This window comes from Thiobacillus sp., assembly GCF_030696885.1.
Taxonomy (GTDB): domain Bacteria; phylum Pseudomonadota; class Gammaproteobacteria; order Burkholderiales; family Thiobacillaceae; genus Thiobacillus.
The window spans coordinates 102,471-117,869 of sequence record NZ_JAUYRI010000015.1 but is presented as its reverse complement, the minus strand read 5'-3'; the positions used below and the strand labels follow the sequence as shown (position 1 = coordinate 117,869).

The window sequence follows — 15,399 nt, the reverse complement described above, 5'->3', positions numbered from 1 at the left end:
GCATGCCGATGCAGTTCTGGGGGTATTCGAACGCCAGTGCCTCGATCATCTGGGCGGTCTGAGCGATTTCTTTGGCGCATCTGCACTGGTCATGACCCGATGCCTACGCCAGCAAGGTGGGCGCAATACGCTGGATATGGTTATTTCGCACGAGTTTGCTCACATGTTCGGCGCCTTCCACGTGCGGTCTCACATTCGCTCCGTCATGTCTGGCGATGGGCCGGAACTGTTCGACCCGCAAACGAAACGAATAATCTTTCTGACCCGGGACAAGCCGTTTGCAGGTGGAATGGATACCGTCCGTGCCCTTGGCAAGGACAAGGAGGTCGCCATCAGTGCGATCTATGCTGAGGGGCATCTCAGGGAATCGCGTGATCCGATTGCCACAGCATATCTGGTCATGGGGGAGACGCTGTTACAGCAGAACAAATACGATGAAGCTTTGGACGCATTTCAGCAAGCCACCCAAATCGATGCCCGCTGGTCTAGTCCGCACGTCGGAATGGGCTTGGCCTACGAAAAACAAAGCAAGCTGGGACAGGCAATCGCGGCTTACAAAACCGCATTGACGATCGATTCTACAGACGCGCATGCAAACGAACAGTTGGCGTACATCAAGGTTAACCAAGGGGATGAAAAGGGCGCTGTACAAAATTATGTGGCTGCCGCCGCAGCTTCCCCGAAGTCAGCTGCCATTCGCAACAATCTGGGTTTGGGCTACATGAGTCAAGGCAAGCCAGACCGAGCCGAGCCGGAATTCAGGGAAGCCTTGCGGCTGGATGCGTCTACAGTGGATGTCCGCAACAATCTGGCGGCCGCACTGGGTATGCAGAGAAAGTTTGATGAAGCGGCTCGCATCTTGCGCGAGGCCATTCGCCTTGATCCCGCAGACGGCAAGGCTCAAGCGAATCTGGGTTTTACGCTAGAGCAGATGGGCGATTATCTGGGCGCCATGACGTCATACAGGAAGGCTCTGGCCATGGATCCGGCAAACGAACGCAATCGCATCAATCTCGAACGCCTACAGAGAAGAATGGGCGGAATAAAACGATAAACGAGCTAACGGGGTCAGCTTCGCGTAAACGGGGTCAGACTGAGCTAACCCGGGTATTTCGGACATATCTAAAATGAGAAAAGTCATTCTCGGTGTGGTTGGAGGAGTTGCACTGACCATCGCGGTGATCGCGGCCGGTTTGTATTACGTTTACGAGAAGGGCACAGCGCTACAGGCGGAAAAAGAAGCCAAGATTGAGCAAGAGCGACAAGGCGCTGTTAGCCAGTTCGGAACGACTTGCGAAAACGCAACCGCCAAAATTGCCGCATACGTCTACAACGAGCTCAAGTCTGGATTATCAACACAGTTGGCGGAGGGGCAAGGCAAAGAAGATCTTTATTCGTCGCTTGTCACTTCATTAAAAAAACATGCTGGGTACGCATCCTTCTGCGGGCGCAATGCGCGCTATTCAAACGGCGATCGTGACTTCGAATCCGCGGATAAACTAGTCAAGCTGAACTCCGGCCTCAGCGATATTCATACCTTCCTCACCGCTTCCAAGCACGAAAATTGCGACATAAACTGCCGCTATTTGCTGCTGAATAACGCAATAAAAGAATTGCCCAAGATCGAACAAGTTTTGGTGGCCGATCGTCAGTGGTGAGCTGGCCGTCAGCCCGCGCATCGGGGTCGGGTCTTGCAAAACCACATTTCTCCTTACCGCCCCAAGCCGCCCAGCTCCGGGCGGTTCCACTGAATGGCGGGGCTAATCCACGCCCTTGACTGATGACACTACGCACGACCGTTTTCATCGCCACCTCGCTCGACGGCTACATTGCCCGCGCGGACGGTGCGATCGACTGGCTGGAGCAAGCCAACCAGCAGGTGCCCACCGGGGAGGACTGCGGTTACGCGGCGCACATGGCGACGGTGGATCTGCTTGTCATGGGCAGGGGAACGTTCGAGAAGGTCTTGTCGTTTCCCGAATGGCCGTTTCCCGACAAGCCGGTTTGGGTGGCCAGCAGGACGGGCCAGGGTCTTCCGGACGACCTGCCGCCGCAGGTCCGCATCACGGACGAATCGCCGGCTCAGATCGTGCGAGCTGCAGGGGAGCAGGGCTTCCAGCACCTGTACGTCGACGGGGGCATGCTGATCCAGTCGTTTCTGCGCGAGGGGCTGATCGACGATCTGACGATCACAACCATACCGATCCTGCTGGGCGCAGGCCGGCCGCTGTTCGGCACCTTGCCAGCCGACGTGCCGCTGCGGCTGGAGGCATCGCGGGCCTATCCGTTCGGATTCGTGCAGTCCACTTACGTTGTGCAGAAGGGATGAGCTTGGTGGGGAGGCCCCTATCCCATCGTCTGCCGTGACAGGCGATGCAGTTACGTTTCGTAACAATTCAGCCGGCGTCTGAAACCCTGCAGATACAGAGCGCGCCCATAGTGTGGTGGTGCTCGGGCGATGTGCCCGGGCCATTCCAGCCGCAGGAGGATTCCGCCATGCTGCCTACTCCCCGAATTCCCCATTCCCTGGGCGCTGTCGCGCTCGGTTTGTCCGCTGCCTTCGCGCTCGCGCCGGCGCACGCCGACGAACGGCAGTGCACCGGTTCGATGGCGCGGGTGACCGTGGACAACGTACGCGTGCCCGAGGGTGCGCGTTGCACGCTTGACGGTACGCGGATTGAAGGCAACCTCAAGATCGAGCGCGGTGCGACCCTTCAGGCCCGCTCGATTCGCGTCGGGGGCAATATCCAGGCGGAGGGCGCCCGCCAAGTCAGTGTGGCAGGCCGTTCGTCGGTTGGCGGCAATGTCCAGATCAAGCAGGGCGGCGGGGCGTCGATCCGCCGCGTCGACGTGGGCGGCGACATCCAGCTCGAGGACAACGTCCACCAGCTCGCGGTGCAGGACAACCGCGTCGGCGGCAATATCCAGGTGTTCCAGAATCGCGGCGGCGCGTACATCGCCGGCAACGTCGTCGACGGCAACCTGCAATGCAAGGAGAACCGCCCTGCGCCGCGCGGGGGCGGCAATCACGTGGACGGAAATCGCGAGGACCAGTGCCGGCAACTATGAATCCTGTCGGGCGTCCACCGGACGATGACGATAAACCACAGGGGTCAGGCTGAACTAAAAAGCCTAGTCAGAACCTGGGGGCAGGTCTTGCATTGACGGATTGCATAGACAGAACTGACCCCGGTCTCCAAATCGGTAACCCCACATCTGGGGAAGGAGCAGCAAATGAAAAAGAGCTACGTGTTGATTGCGGTATCGATGGCCCTTGTCCAGGGTTGCGCGACCGCGCCCCCTTACCAACCATCCAGCTATGGCTCAGGATATTCGGATGTCAGCATCGATATCCATTATTCGACGTATCCGGATCTTGTCCGGATTCCGGGCTATCCCGTTTACTACGCGCCCCGGGTGAATTCGAATTACTTCTTTTACGACGGCCTCTACTGGGTGTTCCAGGGCGATAACTGGTATGCGAGCAGTTGGTACAACGGTCCGTGGGGTAGGGTGGGTTATTACGAGGTGCCGGTTTATATCCTGCGCGTCCCAGTTCGCTATTACCGCCAGCCTCCGTCGTATTTCCGCGACTGGCGTGCCGACGCGCCGCCGCGTTGGGGAGATCGCTGGGGCCGCGACTGGGAACAGCGTCGAAGCGGCTGGGACCGTTGGGATCACCGCGCCGCCCCGGCGCCCGCACCGTTGCCGGCTTACCAGCGGAATTATTCCGGCGACCGCTATCCTCGCGCAGTAGAACAGCAGCATACGATACGGTCCGAGTATTACCGCTACCAGCCGCGTGAGCCTGTCACGCAGCAGTATTTTCGACCGCGTGTGCAGCAGGATCAGCAGCGCCAGCAAGACCAGCGCCAGCAGGAGCAACGCCAGCGAGACCAGCGCCAGCAGGAGCAACGTCAGCAAGAGCAACGTCAGCAAGAGCAACGTCAGCAGGAGCAACGTCAGCAAGAGCAACGTCAGCAAGAGCAACGTCAGCAAGAGCAACGTCAGCAGGAGCAACGTCAGCAAGAGCAACGCCAGCAGGAACAGCGTCAGCAGGAGCAACGCCAGCAGGAGCAACGCCAGCAGGATCGGCGTCAGCAGGAGCAACGCCAGCAGGATCAGCGTCAGCTAGAGCAGCAGCGCCGCCAAGATCAACAACGTCTGTTGGAGCAACAACAGCGACAGCTGGAGCTGCAACGTCGCCAGGAGCAACAGCGTCAGCGAGAGCCGCAACAGCGACAGCAAGAGCAACAGCGTCAGCCAGAGCAGCAACGCCGCCAGGAGCCGCAGCGTCAGCAAGAGCAGCAGCAGCAACGCGATCTTGAAAGGCAACGTTCCCAACCTGAATCGAGGGGCAAGGCCAGGGACGACAAGGCTGCGCCACAAGACCAGGTTCAGAAGGACAAGGAGTCCAAGCAAGAGTATGAACGTAGGCAAAAAGAGTACGAGGAGCGTTATCGGAATCGCTGAAGGACAGGGGACAGGTCACGGTTTCAGGTGACGAGAGCTGTGAAAAAAAGCGCACTGCGGTGCGCTTTTTTATTGCAGGCACGTTGCAGGCACGGGGTCAGGTCTTGCAATAACACATTTCAATCGATGCAAGTCAAAGTGGGATGCTGCATTGCAATGCCTGACCCTGATGTGCGCTTGCTTGTATTCGAGAGCTGTTAACGATTCTGAGCTCGATGATCCAGAACGACCAGCCTTGGACGCATGGGGTCGCATGAGAACTGGAAAAACAGCGGCGGTTCGAAGGCAGTTGCTGACCCTGAAACTCCAGTTGCTCTTCGCCAGAGTTTGCCTATAACTGGCACATCGCGGTCATCAGGGGTGTCGCCATGAAAGTACTGCTTCGCAATCTGCTTTTCTCGGGCTTGGCCGTGATCGGGACTGCGCAGGCCGCGATTGCGCCAAGCTACGGCGTGACCGATCTGGGGAATTTCTTCGCCACCGGCGTCAACGATAGCGGTTGGGTCACCGGCTACGATGGAAGGGCGCTGCTGTGGCAGCCTGGCACAGGAGTCACGGTGTTGGCCACCACCCCTGGTGCCAGCCCTCGCGCCAACGCAATCAACAATCTCGGTGAGGTCGCGGGGTTTGCCTGGTCGGCGACCCATGGTGCCTACCGCGCCGTGCTCTGGCAGCCGGGCGGAAGCATGATCGATCTGGGCGATCTTCCGAACGGCGGGAACAGTTCGCGTGCCTATGCGATCAACCATTCAGGCCTCGTTGCCGGCCAGGCATCCGGACAATTCATTTCACACCCTGGCTATGGTAACCAGAGTTTTGTGCATGCGGCGAGCTTCACCACCGCCGGTGGGGCACTGGACTTGGAGCCGCCCGCAGATGCCACGCAAAACAGCGTTGCGCGCGGGATCAATGAGACCGGAACGATCGTCGGTGAACGCCAGACCGCCGACGGCGCGCGAGCCGTCGTCTGGGGCAGCGATGGCGCGACGATCAACTTGGGTGCAGCCTGGGGCATGGGCGGGATCGGCGCCAACAGCAACTCCTTTGCGCATGACATCAATAACGCCGGCCTCGTCGCGCTGCAGCTTCCGCTCGGCGGCGGCGAGTTCACCGCTGCAGTCTGGAACGCGATGACCGGCTTCACGCCCATCGATCGGCTGCCAGGTGCCTCTACCGCGACCGCGAATGCGCTCAACGACGACGGTGTCGTGGTCGGCACAGCGGGCGTGTTCGGCGTGTCGGGCACCAAGGCGTTCGCGTGGAGCGTCGACGACGGGTTGGTCGATTTGACCTTGCAGTTGGACCCGGTACTCGGAGCCGGCTGGAGCATCCTGGACGCCACCGGCATCAGCGAGAACGGCTACATAGTCGGCCGCGCCTACAGCACGACGCTAGGCTATCGTGCCGTCCTGCTGGCGCCGGTGCCTGAGCCAGCAAACCTGTTGCTGATGGCTGTCGGCCTGGCTGTCGTTCTGGCACGCACCACGCGCCGTCGCCTGACCAAATAGCACCTCTGCCGATAGGCTCGCCATTTCGCCACCGGGGCAGGTCTCGCCACCGGGGGTCAGGTCTTGCAAAACCACATTTCTTCTCTATATCCCAGCCAGCCTCGGAAGCGCCGCTAGACATTCTTGATCCTCGCCGCTTTGCTCACGCGATCCAGATCAGATGCCGATGTCGGGGCGGCCACAATCTGGTTGCGTCCGCAGCGTTTGGCTTCATAGAGCGCGATGTCGGATGTGCGGATCAGTTCGGCAGGCGAGGAGACGGAAGCAAGCTCGGACGAAGACACGCCGAAACTCAGGGTGACATGGCTGGCGACAGGTGATGCTTGGTGGGGAAGGTTCAAGGCCAGGATGCGCTCGCGTATCTGCTCCGCCACGGATATCGCGCCGCTCAGATCCGTCTGCGGCAACAGGAACGCAAACTCTTCACCGCCGATTCGGGCCACCACATCGCCCGGGCGGGACAGCGTGTGGTGCATGGCCTGCGCAACGTCCACCAGGCACAGGTCGCCGGCCGGGTGTCCATAGTGGTCGTTGTATTCCTTGAAGTGATCGATATCGGCCATGATGAGTGACACCGGCGCATGGTCGCGTGTCGCTCTTGCCCACTCCTTGCTGAGTTCTTCCTCGAACAGCCGTCTGTTCGGGATGCCGGTGAGACTGTCGAGACGGATCAGATATTCCAGCGCCTGCTCCACCTCGATGGATGAGAACAGCTCGCGGCGCAGTTTTTCCGAGTCGCGAAACAGACGGTGGACCTGGGTGGACGTGGCGAGCATGGCGAGTCCGAAGATGACCATCATCAGCCCCATGACGAGATGGAGGGGATCGCCCGCCCACATCATTCTGATGCTGATGGGTACCACGATGGGAATGGCGAAGCACCAATAGGCGTGGCTCACGGGCGACAGCAGCGGAACGGCGCCGGCCACCATTCCCCCCAGCACAAACGCGAGAACGACCTGGTGCGGGTAGGAACTGGGGTGAAACAGGAGAATGCCGGACAGCCCCCACACCACCCCGGCAGCGCATGCGCCTGCCAGGAAATACTGGGTCCACAAAGCAAGATCGGACTCGCTCCTGGGGGCGGCGTTTCTGAACGCCCGCAAGCTGAGGAATCGCGCCCCGGTGACGACGATGAGCAAGCCCAACCAGCTTAGCAGGACGGGCGTGGGCACGGCGTTCCACAAAACCGCTGCAAGAATGAGCCCGATTGCCAGGTTGACGATCAGCGAGATGGGGAGCTGACGAAAGCTCTGCGCAATCTGCGGCACAAGGATGGCCGGATCCTGGCGATCTGTAGCGGGTCGGACAGGGTGATCCACGGGCGAGCTCCCTCGTCGGGGTTTCGGGGCGCATTTCGCCTGCGCACAAGCGTCTATCCGATAAATATAGGCCAAGCTGCGCGGATCATGGTTCGGGCATGCGCAGGCGCTGCAAGGTCTGGGCGCTTGGTCGGATCCCCTCGGCTGTCTGCCGCTGCTGCAGTTGCCTTGCTCTGTTCGCTGTCGAACAGAAGAGCCGATCGTAATTACCTACTATGGTAAGAGTATTCAAGGGGGATCAGCCTGCTCGAGTATTCGATTCGGCCGCTGCCCTTGATGATCACGGCAAAAAGATCATTGACAACAAATCTGGGAACGCCCGGGCGCAGCAACACCGTGGCGAACCCGCAACGGGGCATGCCCGATTTTGGGCGATGACCATGGCTTGAGTTAAAGAGTGGAAGGAGCAGAAAATGAAAAAGAGCTACTTGATGATTGCGATATCGATGACCCTTGTCCAGGGTTGCTATACCGCTCCCCCCTACCAAGCATCCAGCCATGTCGCAGTCGGATATCCTGGTGTCAGCATCGGTATCCATTTTTCAACATACCCGGATCTTGTCCTGATACCGGGCTATCCCGTCTACTACGCCCCCCGCTTGGATGCGAATTACTTCTTTTACGACGGCCTCTATTGGGTGTTCTACAGCGATAACTGGTATGCGAGCAGCTGGTACAACGGGCCGTGGGATTGGGTGGGCTATTACGATGTGCCGGTTTATATTCTGCGCGTCCCGGTTCGCTACTACCGCCAGCCTCCGCCGTATTTCCGCGGCTGGCGTGCCGACGCACCGCCACGTTGGGGGGATCACTGGGGTCGCGAATGGGAACAGCGTCGAAGCGGGTGGGACCGTTGGGAGAGCGGCTACGCCCCGGCTCCCGCACCGTTGCCGACTTACCAGCGGAATTATCCGGGCGACCGCTATCCTCGCGCAGTAGAACAGCAGCATACGATACGGTCCGAGTATTACCGCTACCAGCCGCGTGAGCCTGTCACGCAGCAGTATTTCAAACCGCGTGTGCAGCAAGACCAGCAGCGTCAGCTAGAACAACGTCAGCAGGAGCAACGCCAGCTAGAGCAGCGCCAGCTAGAGCAGCGTCAGCAGGAGCAGCGTCAGCTAGAGCAACGTCAGCTAGAGCAGCAACGCCAGCTAGAGCAACGCCAGCTAGAGCAACGCCAGCAAGAGCTGCAACGGCAGAAAGAGCTGCAGCGCCAGCAACAGCTACAACGCCAGCAAGAGCTGCAACAGCAGAAAGAGCTGCAACAGCAGAAAGAGCTGCAACGGCAGAAAGAGCTGCAGCAACAAGATCTGGAGCGGCAACGCTCCCAGCCTGAACCGAGGGGCAGGACCAACGTCCCCAAGACGTCGCCACAAGACCAGGCTCAAAAAGAGGAGGATGCCCGGCTAGAGTATGAGCGGAAGAAAAGAGAGGACGCGCAGCGTTATCAGGATCGCTAGGGTGTGTTAACACGCATTTCCTGCTGCAACCCACAGGGGCAGCCTATTCGGGCGCATTGCCCTTGATTGCACGCATTCGTATGGATAGGCGTAGGATGCGTTGGCCCAATGAAGCAGGGCGGCAAGCGCATCCACATCGGTCGCCCCTGACCGCAATCGAGCTACAGGACAATACGACCATGGCCAAAAAAGAATCAGCCCTCGCCTCTGAAAACCCCCAGGTGACCGATCTGCTCCATCAACTGCGCGCGGCCTCAACCCCCGAGGCGCAGCGCGATGTGATGGTTAAAACCATCCTTGCCGGCCGCAACAAAGAGATCACCGTGGCAGAGGGCAAGGTGTTGAGTCTGGAGTTCGTCAGAATCAACGCTGAAGTGCAGGCGCGCTTGAAGGAAGAGCGTGCACGGTTGAAGGCCATCCGGGGAACCGTTGACTGACCTGAATCAAAGCGCATCAAAGGGACAGGCTCGAATGGATTTCGCGCCGATGTCCGCCGCTTCGAAATGGATCAGATCCAACAGTGTCCGCAGGGCAACCGCTGTTGAGGTAACAATCGGGCAGTGAACCAAGGGGCAGGGCTCGAATGGACGCCACGCGCTTGACGGGTCTCGGGTCTCGCGATGTTCGGATTCTGTTCTTCGCGAGATGCGCCGGGTTAAACTTCCTGCTCCGCGGCCTTCTGGCCAATCTGGGGGAATAACCGACCATGTCCCAGCAGCATCCCATCATCGCCGTGACCGGCTCGTCCGGCGCGGGCCTGTCCACGATACGCCACGCGTTCAAGTTCATTTTCGAGCGCCAGAACATCAAGCCCGCGATCGTTCACGGCGACGGTTTCCGGCGTTATACCGATCGGCAGTTCGCCGCCTTGCTGGAGGAAGCGCGGGGCAGCGGCCGCAAGATTTCGTGGTTCGGGCCCGAGTGCAATCATTTCCAGGAGCTGGAATCGTTTTTCAGGACCTATGGCGAATGCGGCAGCGGGGTGGTTCGCCAGTATGCGCACACGGCCGAGCACGGCAAGGAATTGGGCGTGCAGGCGGGCGAGTTCACCCCCTGGGCGCCGCTGCAGCCGGGCAGCGATCTCTTGTTTTATGAGGGACAGCATGGCGGTCTGATGGCCAATTCCTGGACGCGCCGTAAAGTCGAGTCGCGCCACTTTCCGCCGGAAATAGATCGGCGCGTGGGACGCCAGGGCACCGATGTGGCCCAGCATGTGGACCTGCTGATCGGCGTGGTGCCGGCCATCAACCTGGAGTGGATACAGAAGGTCCACCGCGACTGCAAAAATGGCACGTGCACGCCTGAAGAATCGGTGGAAACCATCCTGCGTCGCATGGACGACTACATCCATTACATCGTCCCCCAGTTCGGCCTGACCGATATCAATATCCAGCGCATGCCGCTGGTGGATACCTCCGACCCGTTCATTGCGCGCGACGTGCCGCTGGCCGACGAATCGCTGTGCATCATCCACTTTCGCGACCGCGAGCGCCATGATTTTCCCGAGTTGCTCAGGCGCATTCCCGACGCGTACATGTCGCGCCCGACCACGATGGTGGTTCCCAACAATGACCTGCGCCTAGCCCTCGGCATGATTTGTGGTCCGATTCTGGCCAGGTTCATGGAGGCGCGCGGGGCCGCACCGGAGCGCGAAGTCACCAACGCGTCCGCGCGCGATTAGGGGTACAGGGGTGGGGTCAGACCTGACCCCGTCACGCGTCCCGAATGGCCTGGCGCCGAAGGTGTCAGTGGAGGCTGCGATGCGCAAGCTTGCGCATCTGCTCGATGGAGTCGTGAAATCAGGTAAACCGTTTGATGCAAATTTCGCCATGATTCGGAGCTGCAGTTCAAGGCGGTATCTAACCTCCGATCACGTCAACGTAGCTCGCCCGAGGCCTCCAGAAATGTGTGAACCGATTTTAGGGGCGGGTTTTACTCTAGCCCCATGAATTAGGGCCGCGTCCCCGATCTTTGTCGGACTTTTTTACAATTCGGGGAGGTGTAACGATTAATACCGTTTAAAAACAATTGGTTACTATTCGGGCCCGGCTTTTGCTTGGTAAAGCTCGTCTTTTATCAAAAGGGAGCCACCAAATGGAAACAAAAACCAAGAAAGCGCTTATCCGTGCGTTGCTTGTTAGCGCAGTTATTTCGGGAAATGTTCAGGCGGCATTTATCAATGCCCCCTTGCCGACCAACACCTATATTGTTTCAAACGGACTTGACTGGGCCTGGGCATTCCCGCTTCCTGCCAGCTCTGGCCTGGACCTTTCTTACCAGAGCACGTTGGGGTGGCGCCTTCCTACTCTGGAAGAACTGCTGCTCGCGCCCGATGCAACGGATTTCATGTTCGTGGGCGCCAACGTTCCGCTGGGGGGAAGTGATCCGGTTAGCGGGGCCTCATTTCAAGCTGTCAATGCCTCTCTGACCGGCGCAGCGGCATGTGCGACGCCTTATTTCAGCAATTCGTATCGCCATTGCGATTGGCAGGATGGGCAAGGTCAGCCTTTCGGTCCTTGGGCCGGGCTGCCCGGTGCGGCCGGCTTTGCCGACCAGTTGGTTGTGCGAGGCGCACAAATTCCAGAACCTGGAACGCTGGCCCTGCTGGGGCTCGGTATCGCTGGCCTGATGCTTTCAAAGCGCAAATCCAAGGCCTGCTAAAAGATCCGGTACCGTACCACCAGCAAGGCGTAAGTCTGCTTGCAGTGTGTTGACAAACCCCGCCCCTGAGGCGGGGTTTTGTTTTGCACGAATGAAAGCGAATCAAACGGGCCCGGCTCGAATTCATTTCGCTGTCAGGGAATCCTGGGAATTCCGGGGTCAGGGATGCGTGTACCCCCACACCAACAGCAGCAGCGCCAATAGGGCCATGCCCGCGTGGAGGCTGACGCCCATCATCGGCGGTGGCGAGCGATGTTCGCGATTGCCGATGCGCAGGGCCAGAAGAACCAACCCGCCGAACAGCGCCAGAATAAACAGCAGCGCCGCATTGTTGTACAACATATGCACGGGACTGCTGAAAATATGCGTTCCCAACAGGATCAGGCCCAGCAGGGCGAAGCCGGCGTGCCCCGCCGCCAGAGCCCGAGAGCCCCGCCGATAGCGCACGCCCAGAACCACGAGCCACAGGCCAAGCACCGCCGCCAGACAAAACAAAACGATTGCGGCAAGGATCATGCGTTTTCCCGGATCAAAGATGGCGATACAAGCTTATATACGACTGTCTGCCGCTGCGCAGTTGCCTAGCTATGTTCGCTGTCGTACAGAAGAGCCGATCGGAATTGCCTACCATGATAAGTGTACGCAAGGGGATCAGCACGCTCGACTATTCGCTTCGGCCGCTGCCCTTGTGATTGATAACCCCACCGGAGAATCTATATGCCCCTGATTAACTTGGTCATCGTCTTGATTGTGGTTGGCGTGCTGCTTTGGCTCGTTAACAGCTTTATTCCCATGGACCGAAAGATTAAACAGATCCTGAATATTGTCGTCGTCATTGTTGTCGTTATATGGCTACTGCAGGTATTCGGCGTCATCGGTTCGCTGGGCAACGTTCGTATTGGCTGACGCATCCCGAGAGGGGTGCGGTCGCCAGCAGGTGAAGTGATGCCCTCCAAATAAATGGAGTCAGATACGCCTGATTTCTGGACCGGCGGGAATTGAAGTCTGGCCCCGTTTGTTTGAGAACGCCTGGGCGCAGCGACATCGTGGCGACACGCAACGGGTCATGTCCGGTAGTTGGGCGATGACTTGGGTTAAGTAAAGAGCATAAAGAGCAGAAGTCGCCAAGCCTCTCTGAACTATGGAGTCAGGTCTTGCCTCCGGCCACAAAAGCCAAGACCTAACCCGTCAGCGTGCATAGGCAAGCCTGCCACTTCAATTTATTTGGGGGGGTCTACACGGCAATCTATTTTTTTCGGCGCGGCTTTTCATCCACATACTGGCCGTAGGGCGTTTGGAGCAGCGCGTCTCGATAGTCATCCGCGTTCTTGATGCGCGGCCAGGTCGAATTGAGGAGCGCCAGCCACGCTTGCTCCTCCATGAATGGCTCGATCTCCAATAAAAACGGCAAGGCTTGCGCGTCCTCTGTTTGGTCGAGAAAGCCTTTCGCGATCGCGTAGGGCAATTTATCGAGGTGTCCGATCATGGCTCGCCATCCCTAAAGGTGAAAGCTACTGGTGTGGACGGGATTCAGGTCCGATAGCGTTGGCTTCTTCAACCGGATTGGGCAGACAATCTGCATCTCGACCCTTGAGGTGACAGATATGTCTCAAGGCCATGACCGCACCGAATTTCTGGAATTCATTGCACAAGGTCAGTAGCAGTCCCCGCTGTGAGTCATCCATTTCTCTCATGTCCCTGGAAGTATCGATGCGCTGCGCCCGCGCGATATTCCATTGCCCAGAATTGATAACGGCAGTTGAATGATGCCGATTAAAACGGCGATTGTCGGCGAAGGATCGTCCGACTTCCGTGTAAGCCATGTCTGAAAACTGGGGCAGCTCCCCAGAGCCCTCAGAGCTCCCCAGCCACCGCCACCACCGCAGCCCCATGTTAAAGCGCCTTTTCACTTTGGCGTTTCTCGGTGAAAATCCGGGCGGACACCTCTGGGTGTCCATCGATAATATTCAAAATCAATTCAATCAATAGGGGGTGGTAATGAACAAGAAACTGTTGTCTGTGATTGCGGCTGCATTCATTCTTGCAGGGTGTGCATCGGGTGTGACCCGTGCACCGAACATGTCGGCTGAGAAGATGAGTGCGCCGGCGTATAGCCAGTTCGCTTCGGTATCTCTCTCCATGTCGGCCTCGGCCAAGGAGAAGGCACTGGAGAATCTGAAATTCAACCCGGATGAGCTGCTCAGTCATGTCAAACGGGCGCTGGATTCACGCTCACTGATCAGTGCTTCAGCCGACAGCCAGCTGCCCAAGCTCGAAGTGGTGGTCAAGGACATGCGCGTTCGTTCGAATTTCTCCGCGATCATGTGGGGGTTCATGGCCGGCTCGGATTCGATTGAGGGTGAGATTGTGCTGACGGATGCAGCGGGTAAGGAGCTTGATCGCTTCGTGGTGTCTACATCCTACGCCCTGGGCGGGATCGCGGGTGGGCAGGACGGCACGCGCATGAGCTGGCTGTATGAAAAGTTCGCCGAAGAGACCGTCAAGGAACTCACCAAACAACAGCAACCGGTCGTGTCGCAACGTTAGGCGCTCGATCAGCACCAATAAAAATGGCCAGCCTACGCTGGCCATTTTTATTGGTGCGGGTTGTGGCAAGGTCCGCACCGTATTGGGGTTACCGGGCGTCGCTCACTCGGCGCTTCCACAAAGTCCGAAATTGGTCTTTAATGAGATATGTGAGTCCTAATATTGGGCGCGCATGGCAAGCGGCCGCGACGACTGTGCGCGGGCCTTGCCGCCTTCTCATCAATGACTTCGACAGGACACTGATTTGACTACCAAGCCTTCCGCCCCCACGCCCGCCAAACGGTCTTCGGCACGCAGCCGCAACGCCAAGCCCCGCATCGCCGCCAAGGGCGATATTTCGCCGATCCACACCCGCAAGGGGGTGGAAACCTTCACCGTGGACGAGGCGGTGAGCGCCGCGCAGGAGTCCAAGGTGGTGGCGGTGCAGGATATTCTCAGCGGGACGAGCAACGGCAGTCCCGAAATGATCGAGTCGCTGAAGGCCATTCTCGCCGGCGCGTCGCCGGAAGACGCGGAGGTGTTGCGCAATGCGCTGCTCGCCAAGCCGCCGCTCGGCCGGCCTGGCGCTTCGTCCGATCCGGATGGCGAGCTGGCCGAAGACTGGCGTGAGGGCGGCTATCCCTACAAGAACCTGATGTCGCGCAAGCGTTACGAGGAGCAGAAATATCAACTCCAGGTGGAACTGCTCAAGCTTCAGGCCTGGGTGAAGGAAACCGGGCAGAAGGTGGTGATCCTGTTCGAGGGCCGCGACGCTGCAGGCAAGGGCGGCGCCATCAAGCGCTTCATGGAGCACCTGAATCCACGCGGGGCGCACGTGGTCGCGCTGGAAAAGCCGAGCGAGATGGAACGTGGCCAGTGGTATTTCCAGCGCTACGTCCAGCATCTGCCGACGGCGGGCGAGATCGCGCTGTTCGACCGCTCCTGGTACAACCGCGCCGGGGTGGAACGGGTGATGGGCTTCTGCAATCAGGAGGAATACCTGGAGTTCATGCGCCAGGCGCCCGAGTTCGAACGCAACCTGGTGCGTAGCGGCGTGCACCTGATCAAGTTCTGGTTCTCGGTGAGCCGCGAGGAGCAGCGCCGCCGCTTCAAGGAGCGCAAGGTGCATCCGCTCAAGCAATGGAAGTTGTCGCCGATCGACCTGGCCTCACTCGACAAGTGGGACGACTACACCAAGGCCAAGGAGGCGATGTTCTTCTATACCGACACGGCCGACTCGCCGTGGACGGTGATCAAGTCGGACGACAAGAAGCGCGCACGGCTCAATGCCATGCGCTACATCCTGCATCGCCTGCCCTACACCAACAAAGACGTTTCGCGCATCGGTTCGCTGGATCTGCTGCTGGTCGGCCGTGCGCACGTGGTGTACGAGCGCGGAGAGCATCAGGCAAACCCGCTGCTGTGAGGCAGCGGCCGTGCACGCTCAAA

Annotated in this window: 17 protein-coding genes; 13 read left to right on the top strand and 4 right to left on the bottom strand. The window is 59.1% G+C overall.

Translation table 11 applies throughout. From position 1 onward, the window contains the following. The 6 genes from Q8R61_RS07765 to Q8R61_RS07740 all read left to right on the top strand — a co-directional run. Positions 1-1,054 (top strand): lipopolysaccharide assembly protein LapB (locus tag Q8R61_RS07765; protein ID WP_305535923.1); only part of this gene is annotated, 1,054 nt, incomplete at its 5' end. Between the two features lie 73 nt (positions 1,055-1,127). After that, positions 1,128-1,658: a hypothetical protein gene (locus Q8R61_RS07760; RefSeq protein WP_305535921.1), complete on the top strand. Its 531-nt coding sequence runs from the start codon at positions 1,128-1,130 to the stop codon at positions 1,656-1,658. A gap of 122 nt (positions 1,659-1,780) precedes the next feature. Then, positions 1,781-2,329: a dihydrofolate reductase family protein gene (locus tag Q8R61_RS07755; protein ID WP_305535919.1), complete on the top strand. Its 549-nt coding sequence runs from the start codon at positions 1,781-1,783 to the stop codon at positions 2,327-2,329. Between the two features lie 167 nt (positions 2,330-2,496). Next, positions 2,497-3,069 carry a hypothetical protein gene (locus tag Q8R61_RS07750; protein ID WP_305535917.1) on the top strand — a complete coding sequence of 191 codons (573 nt, stop codon included), beginning with the start codon at positions 2,497-2,499 and terminating at the stop codon, positions 3,067-3,069. 165 nt (positions 3,070-3,234) lie between these two features. Then, positions 3,235-4,473 (top strand): hypothetical protein, encoded by a 1,239-nt coding sequence (locus Q8R61_RS07745; RefSeq protein WP_305535915.1) that lies wholly within the window; start codon positions 3,235-3,237, stop codon positions 4,471-4,473. Positions 4,474-4,841: 368 nt separating this feature from the next. Next, positions 4,842-5,981, top strand: a complete 1,140-nt coding sequence (locus Q8R61_RS07740) for a PEP-CTERM sorting domain-containing protein (RefSeq protein ID WP_305535913.1) — start codon at positions 4,842-4,844, stop codon at positions 5,979-5,981. Positions 5,982-6,094: 113 nt separating this feature from the next. Here Q8R61_RS07740 and Q8R61_RS07735 read toward each other — a convergent pair whose 3' ends face one another. Then, positions 6,095-7,303, bottom strand: a complete 1,209-nt coding sequence (locus Q8R61_RS07735) for a diguanylate cyclase (protein WP_305535911.1) — start codon at positions 7,301-7,303, stop codon at positions 6,095-6,097. A gap of 413 nt (positions 7,304-7,716) precedes the next feature. Here Q8R61_RS07735 and Q8R61_RS07730 point away from each other — a divergent pair, with 413 nt between their 5' ends. From Q8R61_RS07730 to Q8R61_RS07715, 4 genes are all read left to right on the top strand, one after another. After that, the gene (locus Q8R61_RS07730; protein WP_305535909.1) at positions 7,717-8,763 is read left to right on the top strand and encodes a hypothetical protein; all 1,047 of its coding nucleotides are present in this window, start codon (positions 7,717-7,719) and stop codon (positions 8,761-8,763) included. 179 nt (positions 8,764-8,942) lie between these two features. Beyond that, positions 8,943-9,200 carry a hypothetical protein gene (locus Q8R61_RS07725; protein ID WP_305535907.1) on the top strand — a complete coding sequence of 86 codons (258 nt, stop codon included), beginning with the start codon at positions 8,943-8,945 and terminating at the stop codon, positions 9,198-9,200. Between the two features lie 269 nt (positions 9,201-9,469). Further along, positions 9,470-10,444 carry a phosphoribulokinase gene (locus tag Q8R61_RS07720; protein ID WP_305535905.1) on the top strand — a complete coding sequence of 325 codons (975 nt, stop codon included), beginning with the start codon at positions 9,470-9,472 and terminating at the stop codon, positions 10,442-10,444. Between the two features lie 413 nt (positions 10,445-10,857). Beyond that, a complete protein-coding gene (locus Q8R61_RS07715) occupies positions 10,858-11,424 on the top strand; it encodes a PEP-CTERM sorting domain-containing protein (protein WP_305535903.1) in 567 nt (188 codons plus the stop codon). A 159-nt stretch (positions 11,425-11,583) separates the two neighbouring features. Here Q8R61_RS07715 and Q8R61_RS07710 read toward each other — a convergent pair whose 3' ends face one another. Beyond that, positions 11,584-11,940 carry a hypothetical protein gene (locus Q8R61_RS07710; protein ID WP_305535901.1) on the bottom strand — a complete coding sequence of 119 codons (357 nt, stop codon included), beginning with the start codon at positions 11,938-11,940 and terminating at the stop codon, positions 11,584-11,586. A gap of 201 nt (positions 11,941-12,141) precedes the next feature. On the opposite strand from Q8R61_RS07710, the gene Q8R61_RS07705 reads away from it, so the two are divergent. After that, positions 12,142-12,330: a Thivi_2564 family membrane protein gene (locus Q8R61_RS07705; RefSeq protein ID WP_305535899.1), complete on the top strand. Its 189-nt coding sequence runs from the start codon at positions 12,142-12,144 to the stop codon at positions 12,328-12,330. A gap of 340 nt (positions 12,331-12,670) precedes the next feature. Here the strand turns inward: Q8R61_RS07705 and Q8R61_RS07700 are convergent, their stop codons facing one another. Then, positions 12,671-12,910, bottom strand: coding sequence for a hypothetical protein (locus Q8R61_RS07700; protein WP_305535897.1), 240 nt, complete (start codon positions 12,908-12,910; stop codon positions 12,671-12,673). A 25-nt stretch (positions 12,911-12,935) separates the two neighbouring features. Continuing rightward, the gene (locus tag Q8R61_RS07695) at positions 12,936-13,247 is read right to left on the bottom strand and encodes a hypothetical protein (protein ID WP_305535895.1); all 312 of its coding nucleotides are present in this window, start codon (positions 13,245-13,247) and stop codon (positions 12,936-12,938) included. Between the two features lie 175 nt (positions 13,248-13,422). Here Q8R61_RS07695 and Q8R61_RS07690 point away from each other — a divergent pair, with 175 nt between their 5' ends. Together Q8R61_RS07690 and ppk2 are read left to right on the top strand one after the other, a co-directional pair. Further along, positions 13,423-13,971: a DUF4410 domain-containing protein gene (locus Q8R61_RS07690; RefSeq protein ID WP_305535893.1), complete on the top strand. Its 549-nt coding sequence runs from the start codon at positions 13,423-13,425 to the stop codon at positions 13,969-13,971. 244 nt (positions 13,972-14,215) lie between these two features. Beyond that, positions 14,216-15,376 (top strand): polyphosphate kinase 2, encoded by a 1,161-nt coding sequence (ppk2, locus tag Q8R61_RS07685; protein WP_305535891.1) that lies wholly within the window; start codon positions 14,216-14,218, stop codon positions 15,374-15,376. The last annotated feature ends 23 nt before the right edge of the window (positions 15,377-15,399 follow it).

What these genes read in the sequence shown, in the direction of transcription:
- Q8R61_RS07710 (WP_305535901.1), bottom strand. Translation starts at nt 11,940, where the DNA reads ATGATCCTTGCCGCAATCGTTTTGTTTTGTCTGGCGGCGGTGCTTGGC.
- Q8R61_RS07695 (WP_305535895.1), bottom strand. Translation starts at nt 13,247, where the DNA reads ATGGCTTACACGGAAGTCGGACGATCCTTCGCCGACAATCGCCGTTTT.
- Q8R61_RS07725 (WP_305535907.1), top strand. Translation starts at nt 8,943, where the DNA reads ATGGCCAAAAAAGAATCAGCCCTCGCCTCTGAAAACCCCCAGGTGACC.
- Q8R61_RS07760 (WP_305535921.1), top strand. Translation starts at nt 1,128, where the DNA reads ATGAGAAAAGTCATTCTCGGTGTGGTTGGAGGAGTTGCACTGACCATC.
- Q8R61_RS07730 (WP_305535909.1), top strand. Translation starts at nt 7,717, where the DNA reads ATGAAAAAGAGCTACTTGATGATTGCGATATCGATGACCCTTGTCCAG.
- Q8R61_RS07750 (WP_305535917.1), top strand. Translation starts at nt 2,497, where the DNA reads ATGCTGCCTACTCCCCGAATTCCCCATTCCCTGGGCGCTGTCGCGCTC.
- Q8R61_RS07690 (WP_305535893.1), top strand. Translation starts at nt 13,423, where the DNA reads ATGAACAAGAAACTGTTGTCTGTGATTGCGGCTGCATTCATTCTTGCA.
- Q8R61_RS07740 (WP_305535913.1), top strand. Translation starts at nt 4,842, where the DNA reads ATGAAAGTACTGCTTCGCAATCTGCTTTTCTCGGGCTTGGCCGTGATC.
- Q8R61_RS07720 (WP_305535905.1), top strand. Translation starts at nt 9,470, where the DNA reads ATGTCCCAGCAGCATCCCATCATCGCCGTGACCGGCTCGTCCGGCGCG.
- Q8R61_RS07745 (WP_305535915.1), top strand. Translation starts at nt 3,235, where the DNA reads ATGAAAAAGAGCTACGTGTTGATTGCGGTATCGATGGCCCTTGTCCAG.
- Q8R61_RS07755 (WP_305535919.1), top strand. Translation starts at nt 1,781, where the DNA reads ATGACACTACGCACGACCGTTTTCATCGCCACCTCGCTCGACGGCTAC.
- Q8R61_RS07715 (WP_305535903.1), top strand. Translation starts at nt 10,858, where the DNA reads ATGGAAACAAAAACCAAGAAAGCGCTTATCCGTGCGTTGCTTGTTAGC.
- Q8R61_RS07700 (WP_305535897.1), bottom strand. Translation starts at nt 12,910, where the DNA reads ATGATCGGACACCTCGATAAATTGCCCTACGCGATCGCGAAAGGCTTT.
- Q8R61_RS07705 (WP_305535899.1), top strand. Translation starts at nt 12,142, where the DNA reads ATGCCCCTGATTAACTTGGTCATCGTCTTGATTGTGGTTGGCGTGCTG.